This window comes from Luteimonas suaedae (assembly GCF_008312895.1).
In the GTDB taxonomy this organism is placed as follows: domain Bacteria; phylum Pseudomonadota; class Gammaproteobacteria; order Xanthomonadales; family Xanthomonadaceae; genus Luteimonas; species Luteimonas suaedae.
In genome coordinates this window covers 95,898-115,878 of the sequence record NZ_VSSP01000003.1, presented here as the reverse complement: position 1 = coordinate 115,878, position 19,981 = coordinate 95,898, and the positions used below count along the sequence as shown (strand labels likewise).

The 19,981-nt window shown below is 68.4% G+C and carries 17 protein-coding genes and 1 pseudogene; 10 read left to right on the top strand and 8 right to left on the bottom strand.

The window, feature by feature from the left end; all coding sequences use genetic code 11:
- Positions 1–23 precede the first annotated feature (23 nt).
- The 5 genes from FXO19_RS06700 to FXO19_RS06680 are packed head-to-tail and all read right to left on the bottom strand — an operon-like array spanning position 24 to position 4,895.
- The gene (locus FXO19_RS06700; RefSeq protein ID WP_149194300.1) at positions 24–1,256 is read right to left on the bottom strand and encodes an ABC transporter permease; all 1,233 of its coding nucleotides are present in this window, start codon (positions 1,254–1,256) and stop codon (positions 24–26) included.
- 47 nt (positions 1,257–1,303) lie between these two features.
- The gene (locus tag FXO19_RS06695) at positions 1,304–2,614 is read right to left on the bottom strand and encodes an ABC transporter permease (protein ID WP_149194299.1); all 1,311 of its coding nucleotides are present in this window, start codon (positions 2,612–2,614) and stop codon (positions 1,304–1,306) included.
- A gap of 10 nt (positions 2,615–2,624) precedes the next feature.
- Positions 2,625–3,347, bottom strand: coding sequence for an ABC transporter ATP-binding protein (locus tag FXO19_RS06690; RefSeq protein ID WP_149194298.1), 723 nt, complete (start codon positions 3,345–3,347; stop codon positions 2,625–2,627).
- Positions 3,348–3,384: 37 nt separating this feature from the next.
- Positions 3,385–3,600: a hypothetical protein gene (locus tag FXO19_RS06685; protein WP_149194297.1), complete on the bottom strand. Its 216-nt coding sequence runs from the start codon at positions 3,598–3,600 to the stop codon at positions 3,385–3,387.
- Between the two features lie 2 nt (positions 3,601–3,602).
- On the bottom strand, positions 3,603–4,895 hold the full coding sequence (locus FXO19_RS06680) for an efflux RND transporter periplasmic adaptor subunit (RefSeq protein ID WP_187775663.1): 1,293 nt from the start codon (positions 4,893–4,895) through the stop codon (positions 3,603–3,605).
- A 190-nt stretch (positions 4,896–5,085) separates the two neighbouring features.
- Here FXO19_RS06680 and glmS point away from each other — a divergent pair, with 190 nt between their 5' ends.
- From glmS to FXO19_RS06640, 8 genes are all read left to right on the top strand, one after another.
- Positions 5,086–6,933: a glutamine--fructose-6-phosphate transaminase (isomerizing) gene (gene glmS / locus FXO19_RS06675; RefSeq protein ID WP_149194296.1), complete on the top strand. Its 1,848-nt coding sequence runs from the start codon at positions 5,086–5,088 to the stop codon at positions 6,931–6,933.
- Positions 6,934–7,136: 203 nt separating this feature from the next.
- Positions 7,137–7,709 (top strand): RNA polymerase sigma factor, encoded by a 573-nt coding sequence (locus FXO19_RS06670; RefSeq protein ID WP_187775662.1) that lies wholly within the window; start codon positions 7,137–7,139, stop codon positions 7,707–7,709.
- Between the two features lie 82 nt (positions 7,710–7,791).
- A complete protein-coding gene (locus FXO19_RS06665; protein ID WP_149194294.1) occupies positions 7,792–8,838 on the top strand; it encodes a FecR family protein in 1,047 nt (348 codons plus the stop codon).
- 302 nt (positions 8,839–9,140) lie between these two features.
- Complete coding sequence (locus FXO19_RS06660; RefSeq protein ID WP_149194293.1) at positions 9,141–12,524, top strand: TonB-dependent receptor; 3,384 nt, start codon at positions 9,141–9,143, stop codon at positions 12,522–12,524.
- 141 nt (positions 12,525–12,665) lie between these two features.
- Complete coding sequence (locus FXO19_RS06655) at positions 12,666–13,163, top strand: hypothetical protein (protein WP_149194292.1); 498 nt, start codon at positions 12,666–12,668, stop codon at positions 13,161–13,163.
- Positions 13,164–13,264: 101 nt separating this feature from the next.
- Positions 13,265–14,371, top strand: coding sequence for a hypothetical protein (locus FXO19_RS19405; protein WP_223115442.1), 1,107 nt, complete (start codon positions 13,265–13,267; stop codon positions 14,369–14,371).
- A gap of 85 nt (positions 14,372–14,456) precedes the next feature.
- Positions 14,457–15,440: a S24/S26 family peptidase gene (locus tag FXO19_RS06645; protein ID WP_149194291.1), complete on the top strand. Its 984-nt coding sequence runs from the start codon at positions 14,457–14,459 to the stop codon at positions 15,438–15,440.
- Between the two features lie 10 nt (positions 15,441–15,450).
- Complete coding sequence (locus FXO19_RS06640; RefSeq protein WP_149194290.1) at positions 15,451–16,416, top strand: hypothetical protein; 966 nt, start codon at positions 15,451–15,453, stop codon at positions 16,414–16,416.
- Positions 16,417–16,571: 155 nt separating this feature from the next.
- Here the strand turns inward: FXO19_RS06640 and FXO19_RS06635 are convergent, their stop codons facing one another.
- Positions 16,572–16,772 (bottom strand): hypothetical protein, encoded by a 201-nt coding sequence (locus FXO19_RS06635; protein WP_149194289.1) that lies wholly within the window; start codon positions 16,770–16,772, stop codon positions 16,572–16,574.
- Positions 16,773–17,096: 324 nt separating this feature from the next.
- Here FXO19_RS06635 and dinB point away from each other — a divergent pair, with 324 nt between their 5' ends.
- Positions 17,097–18,200, top strand: coding sequence for a DNA polymerase IV (gene dinB / locus FXO19_RS06630; RefSeq protein WP_187775661.1), 1,104 nt, complete (start codon positions 17,097–17,099; stop codon positions 18,198–18,200).
- Positions 18,201–18,310: 110 nt separating this feature from the next.
- A complete protein-coding gene (locus FXO19_RS06625; protein WP_149194287.1) occupies positions 18,311–18,781 on the top strand; it encodes a hypothetical protein in 471 nt (156 codons plus the stop codon).
- Positions 18,782–18,843: 62 nt separating this feature from the next.
- Here the strand turns inward: FXO19_RS06625 and FXO19_RS06620 are convergent.
- Positions 18,844–19,143, bottom strand: a pseudogene (locus FXO19_RS06620) (lipid-A-disaccharide synthase N-terminal domain-containing protein); the annotation flags it as partial.
- Between the two features lies 1 nt (position 19,144).
- Complete coding sequence (locus tag FXO19_RS06615; protein ID WP_149194285.1) at positions 19,145–19,888, bottom strand: glycosyltransferase family 2 protein; 744 nt, start codon at positions 19,886–19,888, stop codon at positions 19,145–19,147.
- Positions 19,889–19,981 lie beyond the last annotated feature (93 nt).

The window sequence follows — 19,981 nt, the reverse complement described above, 5'->3', positions numbered from 1 at the left end:
TCAGGATAGCGTGGGCGCGGCGGTCAGACGCTGCGGGTCGCCACCGCGGGCGGCACCAAGGCGGCCCGCCGCGCCGGCCAGAACACGGCGAACTGGCCGAGCAGCCACAGCGCGACCGCTCCGACCGGCAGGTACGTGAGTGGCAGTCGGGGCAGCTCGTACCTGCCCATCAACAATTGGTTGATTGCGTACGCCATCAGCATGCCGATGACGATGCCGAGGGTCGCCAGGAGGAAGTTCTCGACCTGGAAATAGCGCAGGATCTGCCCGCGGGTCGCGCCGAGCGCACGGCGCACGCCGATCTGCTTGGTCCGCTGCTGCACCCAGAAGCTGGCCAGGCCGATGATGCCCAGCGCGGTGACCACCAGCAGCGCGATGCACACGGCGACCAGCAGCCAGACCATCGCCCGGTCCTCCTGATAGTACTCGTGGCGCAGGTCCTCCAGGGTCTTGGTGTTCTCCTCCAGGATGATCCGGTTGGGACCGTTGGCCTGCAGCGTCTTCTTGGCCGCCTCGAGCACCTCGAGGCGGCGCTCCGGATCGGTGCGCAGCATGATGTTGCTGCCGACCGTATAAGGCAACCGCAGCGGAAGGATCATCGAAAACTCTTTCTCCGCCGGTCCACCCTGGTCGCTCGGTCGGATCAGGTGATCGACCACCCCTACGATCGGGGTGGGTGCGTTGTCGGAGAGATAGAGCGACTTGCCGACCGCCGATTCGCCCGGGAACAGCTTCTCCGCCACCTTGCGCGTGATGATCATCGCGCTTGGCGGAATATCGGTGCCGGGAGCATTGACGACATCCCATTCCTGGATCTCGTCGGCATTGAAGTTGCGGCCCTCGACCACCCTCGCCCCGAACGTCGGCAGGAAGTGCTCGTCGCCGAAGTACTCGGTCAGGCCGGCGCTGGGTCGCTGCTGATCCGGCTTGAGCCCGACCGAGGTGTTCCAGGAAGAATTGGTGAATGGCACCTGGTTGGTGGCGACCGCCGCCTTGACCCCGGGAAGGCCGCGCAACAGGGCGAGGTCGGCGCGCGTGAGTGCCGCAGCGTTCTCGTCCTCGCCGATTCCGGTGATCTGGATCCGCACCAACTCGTTGTCGGCGATGCCGCTGACCAGGTTGATGCGCTCGACCCGATTGTTGATCAGGAACAGGGCGTTGCAGATGATCGCGCAGCTCAGCGCGATCTCGACCACGATCAAGGCCGCGGCGGTCTTGTGACGCAGCAGGGTGGAAAGGATGGGACGGATGTCCATGGAATGCTCCGGTGTCGGGGTCGCCTGCCGGGCGGGCAGGCCGAGGGCTATTGGGTCTTGAGCTGGATCGCCGGGGCGACCTGCATCGCCCGCCACGCCGGCAGCAGCCCTGCCAGCAGGCTGGCGACCAGCGCCAGCAAGAAAGTGGCCAGCAGCATCGCCGGGTCGAGGCGGGCGAGTTCGGCGTAGCTGGACGGCTGTTGGCGTACGGCCCACAGCCCCAGCTGCGCCAGCCCCAGGCCGAGCACGCCGCCGGCCAGGCCGATCGTCCCGGCTTCGACCAGGCACTGGGCGAAGATCGCCCGGCGCGAGGCGCCGAGCGCGCGGCGCACGCCGATCTCGCTGCTGCGGCGCAGGAACTTCGCCAGCAGCAGCCCGACGGTGTTGACCAGGCACACCAGCAGGAAGCCGAGCGCGAGCCACACCTGCAGCCGGACGTCGCCCGGCACCACGCGGTTGAACTCGAGCCACTCCATGACGCTGCTCAGGCGCACGTTGTCCGGGCGCTCGAAGCGTCCGGCTGCGCGCTGCTGGGCCGAATAGTTGGCGAGGTACTCGCGGTATTCGGCCACCTTCTCCGGCGTACCGAGTTCGACCCAATACTGGATCCACACGCAGGACGCGTTGACACCGGTGTTGCCCTCCGGGTCGTCACCAGCGTTGTCCCAGCAGTCCATGCTGCCGTTGCGCCCCATCTTCAGGTCGCGCGAGGTCGAGAATGGGACGAAGACCTGCTCGGGTTCGCCGTAGCGGTCGCTGTTCATGTCGTAGAACTTCGGCGTCGGCCGCCAGTCGTCGATGACGCCGACGATACGGAAGGCCTCCTTGTCGATGCGTAGCGTCCTGCCGACACTGTTCTCGCCACCGAAGACCTTGTCGTTGAGGGACTTGGCGATCACCGCGACCCGGTCATGGTTCTCGTCCGCGCTCGGCGGCCAGCCGCTGCCATGTAGGAAAGGCAGTTCGAACATCGGGAAGAAGTCGCTGGTCGCATAGCGGGCGTCGACCAGGAACGGGTTCAGCCCCTGCACGTCCGGCTCGATGCTGGCCGCGCCGCCGGTGGTCATGGTCTGGCGGTCGCCACGCTTCTGGCGCAGCATGGTTTCAGCGTCGAATCGGGTGACCTGCGCCGCCGGATCCCCGCCCGGGGTGAAGTTGTTCATCGACCGCGGGTCCATCTGCGGATAGAACAGTTGGTCGCTTTTCTGCGGGATCGGATCGCCGGACAGCACGTAGAACACCGTCAGGGTGGTCATGCTGGCGCCGATGCCCAAGGCGATCGCCAGCACCATCAGCGCGGTCAGCACCCGGTTGCGGCGGAAGCTGCGCAGGGCCAGGTTGAAGTAGTAGGCGAGCATGGCGGCGGCCTCAGGCGGAAGCGGATGCGGTGGCGTCGGCGCCATGGCCGACCAGCGCCGGCTCGCGCACCACGTCGGTGGCGACGCCGTCGACGATATGGACGTTGCGCTGCGCGCGTGCGGCCAGTTCCGGATCATGGGTCACCATGATGACGGTCGTGCCCTGCGCGTTGATGTCCTCCAGCAGCTCCATCACGCTGCGCGCCATCTGCGAGTCGAGGTTGCCGGTCGGCTCGTCCGCCAGCAGCAGGCGCGGGCTACCCGCCAGCGCGCGCGCGATCGCCGCGCGCTGCTGTTGCCCGCCGGACAGCTCGGCCGGGTAGTGCTTCATGCGCGATCCCAGGCCCACCAGCCCCAGCGCGTCCTCGATCCGCAGCTTGCGCTCGGAGGCGCTCATGCCGCGGTAGCGCAGCGGCACGTCGACGTTGTCGAACAGGTTGAGATCGGGAATCAGGTTGAAGCTCTGGAAGATGAAGCCGATCTTCTGGTTGCGCAGGCGGCTGCGGGCGTCGTCGTTCAGGCCCCTGACGTCAACGTCGTCGAGGCGGTAGTCGCCGCCGGTGAAGGTCTCCAGCAGGCCGGCGATGTTGAGGAAGGTGGTCTTGCCGGAGCCGGAAGGGCCGGTGACGGCGACGAACTCGCCTTCGCGCACGTGCAGGTCGAGCGCGCGCAGGGCGTGGGTTTCGACCAGTTCGGTGCGGTAGACCTTGGAGACGGCTTGCATGTGCAACATGGCGGGTTCCTGGTTTGGTGGTTCGGAGGCGCTGGGCTCAGCCGCGTACGCGGAACTGCGGGGGCAGGCCGGGCGTCGGCAGGTAGCCGGTGGTGCGGCGCTTGCTGCGCGAAGCCGTCCCGGCATTCGCGCTGGCGGACGCCGTGCGGTCGACGGCGAACAGGTCGACTTCAAACAGTCGCAGCGGCACCGCATCGGTGATCTGCTGCGGATTCCAGTGCAGGTGGAACGGAAAGGCGTTGCTGGCGTTCATGCTCATTCTCCCGAGATGCGGACACGGTCCGCGTTGTCGAATTGGTCGCTGCCGGAGATGATGATGCGCTCGCCCTCCTGCAGCCCTTCGGTGATCTCCACGGCGTTGAGGCTGACTGCGCCGGTGCGGATCGGCCGGCGCTCGGCGCGGCCGTCGACGACGACGTAGGCTTGGCTGCCGCCTTCCTGCTCCAGGAACGGGCCGCGGTCGACCATCAGCACGTCGTCGCGGGTGTCGAGCAGGATGCGTGCCGACAGGCGCTGGTTCTGGCGCAGGCCGGGCGGTTGCTTGTCGCTGAAGCGGATCCGCGCGGACACCTCGCCGTTGACCACTTCCGGCGACACTGCGGACACCTCGGCGGGGAAGGTCTCGGTACCGCTGCGGATCTGCGCCGGCATGCCGATGCCGAGGTCGCGGGCGAAGCTTTCCGGCACCTTGATCTCGAGCTCGAACACCGCCAGGTCGACCACGCTCAGGATCGGCGCGTTGGCGGCGACGTTGCTGCGCTGCGCGGCCTGCACCTGGCCGACCTGGCCGTCGAACGGCGCGCGCAGGTTCAATGCATCGACCTGGCGCTGCAGTTCCTCGACCACCGAGCGCTGTCGCGCCGCCAGCAGCTGCCGGTTGCGTGCGTCCAGTCCGGCGCCCTGGCCCTTCAGGTCGTAGTCCTCGCGTGCCGAGGCCAGGCCGACCTCGGCCTTTTTCACGCCGTCCTCGGCCTTGGCCACGTCCACCTGGGCCACGGCGCCGCCTTCGAATCCGCGCGCGTAGCGCTCGAGATCGCGCTGCGCGGCGACACGTTCGATCTCGGCCTGGTCGAGCAGCTTGCGCGCCTCGGCGCGGGCGATGCGGGCGTCGAGCGCGGCGCGATCGGCTTCGGCCTGCAGGCTGGCCAGGGTCGACTCCTCCTGCACCAGTTGGCTGCGCAGTTCCGGGCTGTCGATCTCGGCCAGCACCTGGCCTTCCTTCACGGCGTCGCCGGCGACCACCTTCAGCGTCACCGTGCCGCCGGCGATGGCGTACAGGGTGGGGCTGTTGGCGGCGATCACGCGGCCGTCGGCGGAGATGTCACGCACCAGGTCGCCGCGCTTCACTTCGGCGATGCGGATGCGCGCGGCGTCGTAGGAACGGCCGCCGCCGCTCCAGCCGGCGACCACCCACACCAGCGCCGCCAGGATCGCGGCGCCGGCCACGACCGGCGGCAGCCAGCGCCGCAGCCGGCGCCGCATCGGCGGCTCGGCGGCGACCACGCTGTCTTGGCCGGAGGTATCGCGGATACGGTTGGGTGCGGACATGGAGGTTCGGTTGCTCTGGGAGGACACCCTGTTTGCATGCAGAAACCGTGCCAACACACAAGTCATTGATATAAATGGAAAATCGCGGTGTCCGATGGTGTCCGCATCGACGCCGGCCGTGTCCGCGCGGACGGTTTTCTAGGCGTGGCCGTTACACTTGGCGCGACAACAACAACAAGGACCCCCATCCATGTGCGGCATCGTCGGCGCGATCGCGGATCGCGATGTGGTTCCCGTTCTGATCGAAGGCCTCAAGCGCCTGGAATATCGCGGCTACGATTCGGCCGGCATCGCCGTGGTCGTCGGCGACGACGTGCGCCGCGTGCGCCGCACCGGACGCGTGACGGAGATGGAGGCCGCGGCGGATGCCGAGGGCTTCGCCGCCAGCCTCGGCATCGGCCATACCCGCTGGGCCACCCACGGCGGCGTCACTGAACTCAATGCGCATCCGCACATCAGCCACGGCATAGCGCTGGTGCACAACGGCATCATCGAGAACCATGAGGAGCAGCGCGAACGCCTGTCCGCGCTCGGCTATGCGTTCGAGTCGCAGACCGACACCGAGGTGATCGCGCACCTGATCCATCATCACCTCAAGACCGGCGACGGGTCGAAGCCCGCACCGGACCTGCTGGCGGCGGTGCAGCGCGCGGTCAAGGAACTGGACGGCGCCTATGCGCTGGCCGTGGTCAGCCGCAAGGAGCCCGAGCGCATCGTCTGCGCGCGCATGGGCTGCCCGCTGCTGATCGGCCTGGGCGAGCGCGAGAACTTCGTCGCCTCCGACGTCTCGGCGATCGTGCAGGCGACGCGCCGGGTGATCTTCCTGGAGGAGGGCGATACCGCCGAGGTGACGCGCGACGGCGTACGCGTGTTCGGCGATGACGGCGCGCGCGTCGAGCGCGAGGAGCACCTGTCCGACGTGTCGCTGGCATCGCTGGAACTCGGCCCGTACCGGCACTTCATGCAGAAGGAGATCCACGAGCAGCCGCGTGCGCTCGGCGACACCATCGAGGCGGTGATGGATACCGGCGCCTTCGGCCCGCAACTGTTCGGCGCGAATGCCGACGAGGTGCTGGCCGACGTCGAGAGCGTGCAGATCCTGGCCTGCGGCACCAGCTACTACGCCGGATCGGTGGCCCGTTACTGGATCGAGTCGATCGCCGGCCTGCCGTGCAGCGTCGAGATCGCCAGTGAGTACCGCTACCGCACCGCGGTCGCCAATCCGAAGCAGCTGATCGTCACCATTTCGCAGTCGGGCGAAACGCTCGACACCATGGAGGCGCTGAAGTACGCCAAGTCGCTCGGGCAGATGCGCACGCTGTCGATCTGCAACGTGCCGGAAAGCGCGATCCCGCGCGCCAGCCGGCTGGCCTACTACACCCGTGCCGGCGCCGAGATCGGGGTCGCCTCGACCAAGGCCTTCACCACCCAGCTGGTGGCGCTGTTCACCCTGACCGCGACCCTGGCCAAGCTGCGCGGCCGCCTGCCGGAGGCGCAGGAGGCCGAGTACATCGATGCGTTGCGCCACCTGCCCGGCAGCGTGCAGCACGCGCTCAACCTGGAGCCGCAGATCACCGCCTGGGCCGAGCGCTTCGCGCCTCGGCACCATGCGCTGTTCCTCGGCCGCGGCGTGCACTACCCGATCGCGCTGGAAGGCGCACTCAAGCTCAAGGAGATCTCCTACATCCACGCCGAGGCCTATCCGGCCGGCGAGCTCAAGCACGGCCCGCTGGCATTGGTCGACGCCGACATGCCGGTGGTGGTGATCGCGCCGAAGGACAGCCTGCTGGAGAAGGTGAAATCCAACATGCAGGAAGTGCGCGCGCGCGGTGGCGAGCTGTTCGTGTTCACCGACCAGGACAGCAACTTCGGCGAATCGGAAGGCGTGCACGTGATCCGCACCCCGCGCCACGTCGGCGTGCTCAGCCCGATCGTGCACACCATTCCGGTGCAGCTGCTGGCGTACCACACCGCGCTGGCGCGCGGCACCGATGTCGACAAGCCGCGCAATCTGGCCAAGAGCGTGACGGTCGAGTGAGGTGAGCGGGGGCGCGGGATTCTTCCGCGCCTGTCGTGCATGCGGCCTTCTGCGAGCCGAGTGGCCCGGCCGGATGCATGCTGCATTGCGGAAGAACCGCGTTCCCGGCCGCACCCGATGCGCTTGGGCGCGAGCGCGCGACTGCCGGTTCGACGGAGTATGCTGTCGCCCGGAACATACCGACGCGTACGGGTGGGGGCTCGATGGCCGATCCGGTGTCATTGCCGCGCGAACCGGCGGCGCTCGCCGACTATGGCGACGACCGCGCCAGCCAATGGGAGCACGTCTCGCTGCTGTATCGCGCGCCCCTGCGCGGCTTCTTCGCCAAGCGCGTGCGCGATCCTGCCGAGGTCGAGGACCTGACCCAGGAAGTCTTCCTGCGTCTGGTGCGGCGCGCGGGCGGCGGGCCGATCGAGCACGTCAAGCCGTACGTGTTCCAGATCGCCGCCAACGCGCTGCGGGACTGGCATCGCCGCCGGCAGGCCCGCGACATGGACGCGCACGAGTCCTACGACGAGGAAATCCACCAGCTCGCTACGGAAATCTCGCCCGAGCGCGTCTTACTGGGAGAGGAGGCGGTGGAACTGGTCGTCGCCGAGTTGCACGCGATGCCGCAGCGCACGCGCGACGTGTTCGTGTTGCGTGCGATGGAGAACCGAAGGTACCAGGAGATCGCCGGCCTGCTGGGCATCTCGGTGCGCGCCGTCGAGAAGCACATGGCCAAGGCGCTGGCGAAACTGGGCCGTGCGCTGGAAAGCGAGGGAAGCCCGGAATGAGTCGCGGAGCGGAGTGGTGCAGGTGTGGCCCGGCTGGGCCTTCTCGCGAGGTCGGCCGGCGCTCGTCGAGGGGACGTACACGATGAAGTGGAAGGTCCCGCCCATGGCGGACGACATCGACGAAGAGGCGGCGCGCTGGAGCGAAGTCCTGCGCGAGGCCGGCGACGACCCTTCGGTGCGCGAAGCGTTCGAATCCTGGCGGCTGCGCTCGCCGGCGCATGCCGCCGCGTTCCGGCGCGCGCGGCACGCGCGTGCGCTGGCGGGCGCGGTCGCCGACGCGCCCGAGATCATGGCGCTGCGTCGTGCAACCATGGCGCGCGCGTCGCGTGCGCGTCCGCGCCGCACGGTTTGGGCCTATGGCCTGTCCATTGCTGCTTCGCTGTTCGTAGCCGTCTTGCTCGGTTCGCTGGTCGTCTGGCCGGGCGCATCGCAGCGGATCTATCAGGAAGTCCAGGACGCGGTCGCCGGCGACGTCCACGAGACCGGCGTCGGCCAGCGTTCGATGGTGACGCTCGAGGACGGTTCCGTCATCACGCTCAATACCGACAGCCGCGTCTCCGTGCACTATGCGCCGAGCGTGCGCGCGATCACCCTGGAGCGCGGACAAGCGCTGTTCAAGGTGGCGCCGGACCGCGCGCGGCCGTTCATCGTCACCGCCGACGGCCGCCAGGTGACCGCGTTGGGGACCGAGTTCGAGGTGCACGTTTCCGGGCAGCTGTTCGAGGTCACGCTGCTCGAGGGGCGGGTCGCGGTGACCCGCGGCGTCGGCACGGCGGCCGGCGCGGCGCCGCCCATGGAGCTGCATCCGGGGCAGAAGCTCATCGCCGTCGCCGCGGAGCCGCCGCAGGTGCGCATCACCGACGTGAAACGCGAGGTGAGCTGGCGGCACGGGCAGGTCGTGTTCGAGGACGACCGCCTCGCGGACGCCGTCGCCGAGATGAACCGCTACTCGCGCAGTCAGGTGGTCCTGGGCGACGCGCAGTTGGCGTCGCTGAAGATCAGCGGCGCCTTCAATACCGGCGATACCGCGACTTTCGTGGAAGCCTTGACTGCGTATTTCCCGATCGAGCGCGCCGAGCACGCAGGCGACACGATCGTACTGAAGTCGCGCGCGCCGAGTCGCGGCTGAGGCGGATCGGTATCCGTGGCCGCGGCCGGCCGTGTCGTGCTAAGGCCTACGGTGACGGCGCCCCTCGCGTTGCCGTGAAGGCGGGGAAGCGCGGACCGTCTTCCAGCCAGCTCGCCCGGGCGAACCGGTGGCAGCGGGCAATGTTGCGATGCAGAAAAACCAGCGTCGTCGCATGTCCTGACCGTTCGAGCGCGGAGGTTCCGCCACGACAGTGCGCGGAGTGGGTTCGGATTTCCCCGCGGGCTGCGTCTGTATAGAGACGAGGCCACGCGAAGACGGATCGCGAAACGGAGGGGAAATCGATGACGTCAGTGCGACACCAGAAGTGCCTGCCGGCGCGCGTGGCCAGGCCCTGTACGCTATTGCTGGCGTTGCTGCCGTGCCTGGCGGCGTATGCGCACGGCGAGGTGACCGCCAGGTTCGACATTCCGCAGCAGCGGCTCGACGCCGCGCTGTCGGAATACGCGCGGCAAAGCGGCCAGCAGCTCCTCTACGCGCCCGAACTCGCGACCGGAAAGACCGGACATGCGGTGCATGGCGAGAAGCCGGCGCTGCAGGCGCTCGGTGAACTGCTCGCGGACACCGGTCTTCGGTATACCACCAGTGACTCGGGCGTGATCCTCATCGACAGCGCATCGGCTGTTGCCCAGAAGCGGGAGGAGACGCCGGTCGAAGGAGCACGCCAGGGAAACGCCCGGGAGGCCGCTGACACGCAGCCGGCGGCGGCCTCCCAGGTAGAACGGCTGGCGGGACCGGACGTGCGGGAACAGGCCAGGTCCAGGGACGTGACCACGTTCGACGCCATCGTCGTCACCGCGCAGAAGAAGGTCGAGAACATCCAGCGGGTGCCGATCGCGATCACCGCGTTCGGCGGCGGCGAGCTCGACGATCGCAAGATCGAGACCGGCGGCGACCTGGTCACCGCCACGCCGAACGTCAGTTTCACCAAGACCAATTTCGCCAGCTACAACTTCCAGATCCGCGGCATCGGCACGCAGGCGCTGTCGGTGACCACCGATCCGGCGGTCGCGATCAGCTTCAACAGCACGCCGATGATCCGCAACCGCCTTTTCGAGCAGGAATACTTCGACGTGGAGCGCGTCGAAGTGCTGCGCGGACCGCAGGGGACGCTGTACGGGCGCAACGCGACCGCCGGCGTGGTCAACATGATCCCCAACGTGGCCGATCCCGACGCGTTCGAGGCCAATGCCAAGGCTGAAGTCGGCAACTACGGCACGCGCCGGGTCAACGGCATGATCAACCTGCCGCTCAGCGACAGTCTGGCCTTCCGCCTGGCCACGCAGTACACCAAGCGCGACGGCTACGACCACAACGAGGTCACCGGCAAGGACGTCAACGACCGCGACATCCTGGGCGTGCGCACCTCGCTGGGCTTCCGGCCGAGCGACCGCTTCGACGCCAGCCTGGTCTGGGAGCACTACCAGGAAGACGACACCCGCGCACGCACCGGCAAGCAGCTCTGCCACAACGATGCCGGACCGGTCACGATCGGCGCCACCACCGTCTCCGCGGTTGACCGCAACTACATGAGCCAGGGCTGCGTCGACGGTTCCCTCTACGGCGAGGGCGCCTACGGCGTCCCGAACGGCGCTGGACTGCCGTACGTGCTGGCCGCCGCGGGCCTGGCCGGGATCACCGGCTACCAGCTGGACGAGGACGGCAACTTCGTCGGCCTGGGCACGTTGATCCAGCCGGGCCTCGACCCGTATGCCGATGCGACCCAGTCGCGCGACCTGCGCAGGATCGCCACCACCTACGATCCGAAGTTCAACGCTTCGAACGATGCTGCGCAACTCAACTTCGACGTCGGCGTCGGCGACCGGCTGAACTTCATCTCGCAAACCCTGTATACCCGCGACCGCTACTACTCCACGCAGGACTACGGCCGCTTCCAGTCCGGCCCGGTGTTCGCCGACACCTCCAGCAACCTCTACCAGTTCCTCCCCGATGGAACGCTGGCTCCGGCCTACGACCTGGCGCCGGGCGGGGTCTTCTGCGATCCGCAACTCGGTTGCTCCGACCGCATGCTGATGGCCGATCTCGTGGACGCGCAGAGCACGCAGCGGTCGCAGGAATTCCGCCTGCAGTCTTCCTACGACGGGCCGTTCAACTTCAGCATCGGCGCGAACTACCTGGAATTCGAGATCGACGAGAGCTACTACGCCTTCAACAACGTCTTCACCGCGATCTCGCAGAGCTACTTCAACCGCGTCGGGTTCGCGGGCAGCGACATCGTCGCCTCGTGCCCGCCGGGCCAGACCGAACCCCGGCCGGACGGCTCCGGCAGATCGTGCCTGTACATCGATCCGAATTCCATCGCCGGCATCGACGGGCAGGGCCACAACTACTTCCGCAGCCGGAACCTCGCCGAGACGCGTTCGGCCGCGATCTTCGGCGAAGGCTACTGGCAGGTCTCCGATGCCCTGCGGCTGACCGCCGGGCTGCGGTTCACCCGCGACGTCAAGACCACGACGCCGATCCCGAGCCAGCTGCTGCTGGCGCCGGGATACGTCGGCGGCGGCTACGTCAACAGCGGCTATCCGGCCCTGCCGGAGATCCGCCAGACGTGGAACGAGCCGACCGGGCGGCTGGTGCTGGACTGGTCGCCGGACCTGTCGTTCACGGACAGCACCATGTTCTACGCCTCGCTGGCGCGCGGCTACAAGGCCGGCGGCACCAACTCTCCGGGCATCGGCGCCGATCCGGACGTGCTCCCGTTCGTCGTGCGCGATCCGCGGTTCAGGGCCGAATACGTCAACGCCCTCGAGCTCGGCATGAAGAACGTGATGGCGGACGGCCGATTCCTGTTCAACGCCACCCTGTTCTACAACGACTACAAGGACTACCAGGTCTCGCAGATCGTCGACCGCGCCACGTTGAACGAGAACTTCGACGCCAGGACCTGGGGCGCGGAGCTCGAGGCAGTGTGGAGGCCCACGGACGGCTTCCAGCTCAGCGGCAACCTCGGCCTGCTCAGGACCCGCATCGCCGACGGCCAGTCCTCGATCGACGTCATGGACCGCACCGCCGGCAACCCCGATTGGGTGGTCGTGCGGCCGTGGATCCAGCTGGCCTCGAACTGCATCGCGCCCAAGGACCTGGTGGAGACGGTCCTGCAATACCACTATTCCGGGCAGGCGTTCGGCACCCCGGACGCAGCCAATACCCTGCAATTCTTCTGCACCTCGAATCTTCCCTCCGGTGCGGGCTTCCTGCCGGGTAGCGTCAACGAGGACGTCTACGGGTTCAGCTACGATCCCCTGGTCGACGGGCCGAACGGTGGCCAGGGCTTCGCCAAGGATCTCAGCGGGAACAATCTGCCGAACGCGCCCCACGTCACGCTGAGCCTGAGCCCGCAGTACACGTTCTTCACTCTGCACGGCGACCTGACCCTGCGTGCCGACCTGTACTACCAGGGCAAGAGCTGGGCGCGGGTCTACCAGGACGAAATCGACCGTCTGGACGACTGGAACAACATCAACCTCTCGCTGACCTGGTACAGGCCGGAGACGGACCTGGCCGTGCAGCTGTACGTCAAGAACCTGCTGGACGGCGATGCGATTACCGGCACGTTCCTCAACAGCGACGACACCGGCCTGACCAGCAACGTCTTCATCCAGGACCCGAAGATCATCGGGCTCAGCATTCGCAAGGGATTCTACTGACAGGCTGCATTGAAGAAGTGCGGGAACTTCCTGTCGCGCGAAAGGGAATTCGCCGCAGTGGCATCGACCGCGAGCGCCTCCACCATTCGCGGTGTCTACGGAGATTCATGCGGTACGTCCATCCAACACGAGGAGTCCATCATGTCCAAGCTGAAATCCATCGTGATCAGCGGCCTTGCCGCGGCGGGCACCCTGATCGCTTCCACGGCATTCGCGGCCCACTACACGGTCGGCGGCAACACGAACGGCACCACGAACTTCACCGGACCGACCAACGCGACCGTCCTCGGTAACTCGCTCCCATGCGACCAGGCCAACTTCGCCATGCAGGTGACCAATGGCGTCGCCAGGGTGACCGCCGCCACCTTCGGTCCCACCAGCGCGTGCCAGGCGATCACCGCCAACAACCTTCCCTGGTCGGTGGCGGCGCCGACCAGCAGTGCCGGACCGAACAACGTGACGATCAATGGCATCAGCGTGACGATTCCGGCGCTCGGCGTGACCTGCACGGGCAACGTGACCGGAACGCTGAACAACAGCGGCGTTTTCTCCTTCAGCGGAAACCTGGGCGCCTGCACCGTCCAGTCGAGAAGCCCGCACCTGTCTTCCAGCCCGACGGCGGACGCCGTCTTCCCCTGAGTGCAGGCCGGCACGGCGTCAGAGTCGCAGGAGTTCCAACCGAGGTTTGACGGCCTGGAGGCCGGGGCCATGGACGGCCCGGTGCGGGAGGGTTCGCTTCAATGCCGGGCCCGGCAAAAGATTGGATGCTGCCACTCTTCAAGGAGATTCCGGTGGCATGTCAGCCGACGTGCCATCGAGTTGCCGGGTCCGGCGCCTTTTCGTCTGCTTCGGGATTGCCTTCCGGGCGTCATGGGAAGGACCGTGGATGCATGACCGCATGCATCCGGTATTCCATTCACCAGGAGCACGCCATGCTCAGACTATCGCTTTCCGTCGCGTTGGCCGCCACGCTGGCCGGCATCGCCACGGTTCCCGGGGCGACCGCGGGAACGCCTTCGGGGCCATACGCGATCTTCAAGCACTGCCCATACCTCGATCCGAATGTCGGAAGCTGCGTCTACAGCGTGATCGATTCCGGTGTGTTCACGATCGGCAACACCACGCTGCCGATCGACGAGCCGATCGTGCTGCAGGGCGGGGTCGAGTCGCTGGGTCCTTCGCCGTTGTACGACGCGGTCGGCGCGCCAACGCTCGATGCGCCCCCGGGCAAGGTGCCCGGAGGCCTGCTGGGCATCATGAATCCGGCGCCCGACTGGCCGGGTCCGCTGTCGCAGCTCTTCTGGCTCATCGTCGGTACGGCCAACGACGTCACCGCGACGATGGAACTGGTCGAGCCGGTGCAGGCCAATTTCAGCAACGCGCTGTATCCGCCAACCGACGGCAGCGATCCGACGGCCGTGCGCCTGGCCGTCCGGGTGCGCTTGCGGAACCCGTTCCTGGGCGGCAACTGCTATATCGGATCGGCCGAGAATCCGATCGTCGTCGAGCTGCAGACCGGCACGACCGACCCGCCGGCGCCGAACGAACCGATCTCGGGCGATCCCGGCACGGCGTATCCCGTGTGGACGGACGAAGAAAACTACATCGGATACCTGCAGAACGATGGTGCCACCCTGGTCGACAATGCGTTTTCGGTGCCGGCGGCGACGGGCTGCGGCAACGTCGCATTTGGGTTGCCGATCGTCTCGGACGTGCTGGTCGCCCTGGTCTCGGGCGCGGTGAACCTGAAAGTGGGCCTGCCGTCCGCCGCCGGTCGCAACACCGCCGTGATGAGCGGCGATACCTCGATCGCCGCCGCGGCGTACGTGCAGGACAGCGAGCTGTAGCCGCGATCCGTCGCGTATGCGCCTGCACCGAAGGCAATCCATGGCGGAACGGCCCGTGCGGGCCGTTCTGCGATAATCCGGGCCGATGCCTCGCCACCGGCCGCTGGTTGTGGTGCTTTCCGGGCTGATCATCGCCGTCGGCGGCTACTTCCTGGGCCGCGCCGAGGGTCCGCAGCCGCAAGAAATCGGGACTTCGGCGAGAGCCGTCGCGGCCTCCGAAGGCGTGGCGTACGCGAAGCCGCACACCCGAATGCATGCGGCGCCGGCCGTTCGCGGGGAGGTGACGCCGTATCCGCGCCCGGCGCGGTTGAAGGACGCCTTCTCCGCATTGCAGGCGCGCGCGAACGCCGGCGACGCCGCGGCGGCGACGCGCCTGTACCGCGACCTCAGCATCTGCAGCCGCATCGAGGCGATCGACCGGAGGGTCTCCGGTCTCGCCGACGAGACCTTGCGCGAGCAGGTGGATGCGTTGGCACCGGCGCAGCTGGAGAGCTACCGGCACCGGCTCGACGCGATCGAGTCCAACGCACGGAACATGCAGCGGCTCCGCGTCCTGTGCGACGGCGCCAGCGACGCCATGCTCGCTTCCCTGGTGCCGAACCTGCGCAAGGCGGCCGAGCTCGGCGAGGAACATGCGCGCGCCTGCTATCTGGCGCTCGGGCCGAACTACGATGCGCGCGGCCTGGTGAACCATCCGGAACGGCTGGGCACCTACCGCGGCAGCGTTTCGTCCTTGATCGACGCCGGCATCGCCGCCGGCGACTGGAAGGTCGTGGACATCCTCCGCGAAGCCTACCGGCCGGGCGCGGAGGGCCTGCTCGCCGGCGCGTTGGGCTCGGATGCCCACCAGCACTACCGCTACCTGAGGCTCTACCGGCTCGGAGCGGAGCCCTACCGCATCGAAGACCTGGACCGGCAACTGGTGGCGGCCGCAGCGCGGCTCGATCCGCAGCAACGCGCCGAAGCCGACGCCTGGGCGCGATCGGTCTTCAGGGGCAACTTCGACGACAGCCATTCCACCGAAGCGACGGTCCCCGGATGGGATCCCTGCGGATTCCCGGACGAGTGATCCTCACGGCATGAATCGAAGATACCTGCTTGTCGCCTGTGCCGGCTTGATCGCGATCGGCGGCGCGTACCTGCTCGGCCACGCCAACGCTCCCGGGCCGTCTCCGACGCTGGAGGCCGAAGCCGAAGGCGCTGCCGCCGGGAGCCGGACCGAGGCGACATCTCCGCCTACCCGCCCGCCGCGCGCCGAAGCGAGGGACGCGCCATTGCCCGTCACCGGTGCATCGCTGGGTGGGACGTTCGCCGAATTGCAGGCGCGTGCGAACGCCGGCGATGCGAGCGCAGCGGCCCGCCTGGTCCGCGATCTCGGCCGCTGCCGTCGCCTGCGTGGTTCGGAGCGGAAGGAGACGGCGGCCATCGACGCGTTCACCCGCCGCGAAGTCGAGGGCATGAGCGCGGCCCAGCTGCGAACCTACCAGCACCATCTCGACGCCATGGAACTGCGCCAGGACGCCATCGGCATGGACCAGGCGCTCTGTGCAGGGGTGAACGAGAAAATGCTCGCGACCCTGGTGGACAACCTCGCGCAGGCCGCGATGCTCGGCGACGAGGACGCGCGCGCCTGCTATCTGGAACGCGGACCGCTGCTGGACACGCGCCGCCTGCTCGATCGCCCCGAGTCGCTGCGAGCCTATCGCAGCCACGTGCCGCGGCTGATCGAGGCCGGCCTCGGCGCCGGCGACTGGCGGGTGGTCGACCTGCTGCAGCGGGCATACGAGCCGGGCGCGCAGGGCCTGCTGGCCGGTTTCGTCGGTGCCGACCCGGCCCTGCACTACCGCTATCTCAAGCTCTACCGGCTCGGCGCCGAGCGGCACCGCGTCGCCATGCTCGACCGGAAGCTCGCCTCGGCCGCGGTGGGCCTGAGCCGGGCGCAGGTCGCCGAGGCCGACGAGTGGGCGCAGAGAACGCTTCGAAACCATTTCCAAGGCGACTCGACCGGCGCGACGCCCCCGGGATGGGAGACATGCGCGTTTTGACTCCCGCTCCCCGGCAAGTCACCTGCTGGAGAAGTTGAAACCCAAGCAGGCGCGCGCGCGGCCACGCGCTGTGCATGCTCGCCGGCCAGGACGGCGACTGCGAACGAACGCCGCTCTAGCAGGTGATCGCCGACGGGTTGCGGCGGATCCGGCCTTCAGCGACGCGGCTTGGCCGGGACGAACGGCGAGACCGGGTCGCTGGCGGGGAAGGTTTCTTCCAGCGCCTCGTCCTGGTTCTCGTTCTCGTGGTGCTTGCGCTCGTCCTGGTCCTCGGGTGCATCCTGGCCGTGCTTGCCGGTGTCGGTACCGGTGCTGGTGCCGGCAGGTGCTTTGCGATCGTTGCGTTCGGTGTTCATGCGTGGTCCGCTCCGGAGCTGTTGCCGCCGCGATCCCGCCGGCTGGTCATGGCTGTAATGACGCACGCCGTGCCCTTCATGGCGTCGGCCGTGCTCGTGTACCGACGATCCGATCGTCTCGGCCGACGCGTCAATCCGTCGGCATCGGCCGGCTTGTCTCCACGGGACATGGGGGTTCTCCGTGACGCATCGATGTTCGCGCCCGGGTCGTCACGATCAGGTCAAAGCCGCGCGCACCGTTCATGGTGCGTGCACCGTCGTCGGTTCCGGGCCGGGCCGGAGCCACGTGCCTGGGATGTCCTCGCCTCGCCGGCGCGGCGGATAATGGTGCCGATGCGCAAGATCCTCCACATCGACATGGACGCGTTCTACGCCTCGGTCGAGCAGCGCGACGATCCGGGGCTGCGCGGCAAGCCGGTGGTGGTGGCCTGGCGCGGCGCGCGTTCCGTGGTCTGCGCGGCCTCGTACGAGGCGCGCAAATACGGCGTGCGCTCGGCGATGCCGGCGGTGCGCGCAGAGCGCCTGTGCCCGGATGCGGTATTCGTGCCGCCGGACTTCCCGCGCTACAAGACGGCCTCGCGGCAGGTGCGCGAGATCTTCCTGCGCCATACCGACCTGGTCGAGCCGCTGTCGCTGGACGAGGCCTACCTGGACGTCACCGCGCCGAAACTGCCCGCGCCCAGCGCCACCGCCACCGCCACCGCCGAGGCGATCCGCGCCCAGATCCGCGAGGAGACGGCGCTGACCGCCTCGGCCGGGGTGGCGCCGAACAAGTTCCTGGCCAAGATCGCCTCGGACTGGAACAAGCCCGACGGCGTGTTCGTGATCAGGCCGGCGCAGGTGGAGGCATTCCTGACGCCATTGCCGGTAGGGCGGATTCCCGGCGTCGGCAAGGTGATGGAGAAGAAGCTGGCCGATCTCGGCATCGCCACCGTCGGCGACCTGCGTGGCTTCGCCGCCGCCGACCTCGAACGCCGCTTCGGCAGTTTCGGCGCGCGGCTGTACCAGCGTGCGCGCGGCATCGACGAGCGCGCAGTGGAGCCGGACCAGCCGGTGCAGTCGATCTCCGCCGAGGACACCTTCGAACGCGACCTGCCGCTGGCCGAACTCGAACCGGCGATCCGGCGTCTGGCGGAGAAGGCCTGGGCCGCCACCTGCAAGACCGAACGGGTCGGCCGCACCGTGGTGCTCAAGCTCAAGACCGCGCAGTTCCGCATCCTCACCCGCAGCCATACGCCGGACGTTCCACCGGCCAGCCTGGCGCAGTTCACCGAGATCGCTCTGGCGCTGCGTGGGCGCGTGACGTTGCCGCCGTCCACCCGCTACCGGCTGGTCGGCGTCGGCCTGGCCGGGTTCCGCGAGCGCGAGGACGTGCTCGCCCAGGAAGATCTGTTCGCGATGGACCGCGCCGCCAGCGTCCGATCCTGAACCGTCGCCGGGCGGCCCGGCGCCGCGTTGGCAGTCGCCCCTCCGGAGTGACAAGGCATCGACGACCGACCGGAGTATGTTCGGGTCGACGACGACGGGGAGGAGACGACATGGCGACGATCAGGCAGGGCGCTGCGGCCGAGCTCTACCAGGCCCTGGTGCGCGAGGGTTGCGAGCGCAGCGGCCAAGCGTTCGAGGAGGCGCGCGAGAGCTATCTGGTGTTCGTGCTGCTGCGCCACCAGCGCGATGCGCACCTGCTGGCGCGCACCCAGGCGCTGGAATGGCTGCACGCGCAGGAGCAACTGGGCAGCATGCGCGCCGATGCGCTGCGCGACGTCGGCGACCGCTGCCTGTTGATCGCCGGGCTGTACCCGGCGCTGGCGGAGCGGCGCCGGGTCGATGCCGATTACTTCATCGAGCTCGGCCGCGGCGCATACCAGGGCGTGGCCGAGTCGAGCCGGACTGCCTACGCGGCACTGTTCGAACAGCTCGCGGCGAGCTACCGCGACCTGGTGCGCGCACTGCGCGCGATCCGCGGCAAACGCCTGGAACCTCTGTTGCCCGGGCGGTTGGGCGCCTGAGCCGCGGTGCGCCGACACGCATCCGGACCGGCTTCGAGGATGGGACGCCGGCCGCAACGCCCGTGGCGGAGATCCAGCCACAGGCTGTAGCCGGCGGTGAACGCGGGAAACAGGTTCTGCAGCGCGCCCACGGCGTCCTGCTTCTGCGAAAACAGGAAATAGCTCAGCGTCATCGCGCTGCCGGCCAGGCTCATGATCCAGAACGCGCGCGGGATCACCGGCCTTCCCGCGCGGCGCGACGCGAGGAACTGCACCGCCCAGCGGGCACCGAACATCAGCGCACCGGTCAGCCCGATCAGTTTCCATGGCGACAGGTGGATGCCGGTCCATTCCAGCCAGGCGACCTGCGTGTTCAAGTCCATGTCAAAGCTCTTCGACCTGGCTCAGCCGCGACCGGCGCATCAGCCAGGTGACTCCGCGCAGGTCGGCGAGCCCGGCCAGCGCGCGGCCGAGATTGTCGTACTTGGAGATCCCGCTGGTCCGCGGCCGGTGGCCGACGGGAACGCTCCGCGTCTGCCAGCCGGCGCGCTGCATCAGTGCGGGCAGGTAGCGGTGCATGTGGTCGAAGTAGGGCAGCTCGAGAAAGGCCGCGCGCTCGAACAGCTTCAGGCCGCAGCCGGTATCGGGCGTGTCGTCGTGCAACAGGCGCGCGCGAATCCGGTTCGCCCAGCGCGAGGCCCAGCGCCTGGCGCCGGAGTCGCGGCGCCTGACCCGCCAACCAGCGAGCATTTTCACCGCGGGGTGCACCGCGTGCGCGGCGTCGCGCACTTCGAGCAGCCGGGGGATGTCGGCCGGATCGTTCTGGCCGTCGCCGTCGAGGGTCGCGATCCACGCGCCACGCGCCGCGCGGACGCCGTTGCGGATCGCGGTGCTCTGCCCGCACCGCCGGGCATGGCGCAGCAGGCGCAACTCCGGGACCCGGCCGCGCAGTGCGCGCAACGCCTCCACCGTGCCGTCGTTCGAGGCATCGTCGACGCAGAGGACTTCGAACGCCGTTCGCCCGCGCAGCACGGCGGCCGTCTCGAGCACCAGCGCGGGCAGGTTGCCGGCCTCGTCGTACGCCGGGATCACTACCGACAGCGGCAGCGTCGATCGTTCAGCGCGCATCGGCGGTCTCCGCCGGCGCGCGCCGAAGACGTCTGGCGGTGGCGGATCCGGCGAAGTGCGGGGCGGCGCGCCATTGCAGATCGGATCGCTGCA

What these genes read in the sequence shown, in the direction of transcription:
- FXO19_RS06635 (WP_149194289.1), bottom strand. Translation starts at nt 16,772, where the DNA reads ATGAACACCGAACGCAACGATCGCAAAGCACCTGCCGGCACCAGCACC.
- FXO19_RS19405 (WP_223115442.1), top strand. Translation starts at nt 13,265, where the DNA reads ATGCCGGGCCCGGCAAAAGATTGGATGCTGCCACTCTTCAAGGAGATT.
- FXO19_RS06640 (WP_149194290.1), top strand. Translation starts at nt 15,451, where the DNA reads ATGAATCGAAGATACCTGCTTGTCGCCTGTGCCGGCTTGATCGCGATC.
- FXO19_RS06645 (WP_149194291.1), top strand. Translation starts at nt 14,457, where the DNA reads ATGCCTCGCCACCGGCCGCTGGTTGTGGTGCTTTCCGGGCTGATCATC.
- FXO19_RS06655 (WP_149194292.1), top strand. Translation starts at nt 12,666, where the DNA reads ATGTCCAAGCTGAAATCCATCGTGATCAGCGGCCTTGCCGCGGCGGGC.
- FXO19_RS06685 (WP_149194297.1), bottom strand. Translation starts at nt 3,600, where the DNA reads ATGAACGCCAGCAACGCCTTTCCGTTCCACCTGCACTGGAATCCGCAG.
- FXO19_RS06695 (WP_149194299.1), bottom strand. Translation starts at nt 2,614, where the DNA reads ATGCTCGCCTACTACTTCAACCTGGCCCTGCGCAGCTTCCGCCGCAAC.
- FXO19_RS06615 (WP_149194285.1), bottom strand. Translation starts at nt 19,888, where the DNA reads ATGCGCGCTGAACGATCGACGCTGCCGCTGTCGGTAGTGATCCCGGCG.
- FXO19_RS06690 (WP_149194298.1), bottom strand. Translation starts at nt 3,347, where the DNA reads ATGTTGCACATGCAAGCCGTCTCCAAGGTCTACCGCACCGAACTGGTC.
- FXO19_RS06680 (WP_187775663.1), bottom strand. Translation starts at nt 4,895, where the DNA reads ATGTCCGCACCCAACCGTATCCGCGATACCTCCGGCCAAGACAGCGTG.
- FXO19_RS06700 (WP_149194300.1), bottom strand. Translation starts at nt 1,256, where the DNA reads ATGGACATCCGTCCCATCCTTTCCACCCTGCTGCGTCACAAGACCGCC.
- glmS (WP_149194296.1), top strand. Translation starts at nt 5,086, where the DNA reads ATGTGCGGCATCGTCGGCGCGATCGCGGATCGCGATGTGGTTCCCGTT.
- dinB (WP_187775661.1), top strand. Translation starts at nt 17,097, where the DNA reads ATGGTGCCGATGCGCAAGATCCTCCACATCGACATGGACGCGTTCTAC.
- FXO19_RS06665 (WP_149194294.1), top strand. Translation starts at nt 7,792, where the DNA reads ATGAAGTGGAAGGTCCCGCCCATGGCGGACGACATCGACGAAGAGGCG.
- FXO19_RS06670 (WP_187775662.1), top strand. Translation starts at nt 7,137, where the DNA reads ATGGCCGATCCGGTGTCATTGCCGCGCGAACCGGCGGCGCTCGCCGAC.
- FXO19_RS06625 (WP_149194287.1), top strand. Translation starts at nt 18,311, where the DNA reads ATGGCGACGATCAGGCAGGGCGCTGCGGCCGAGCTCTACCAGGCCCTG.
- FXO19_RS06660 (WP_149194293.1), top strand. Translation starts at nt 9,141, where the DNA reads ATGACGTCAGTGCGACACCAGAAGTGCCTGCCGGCGCGCGTGGCCAGG.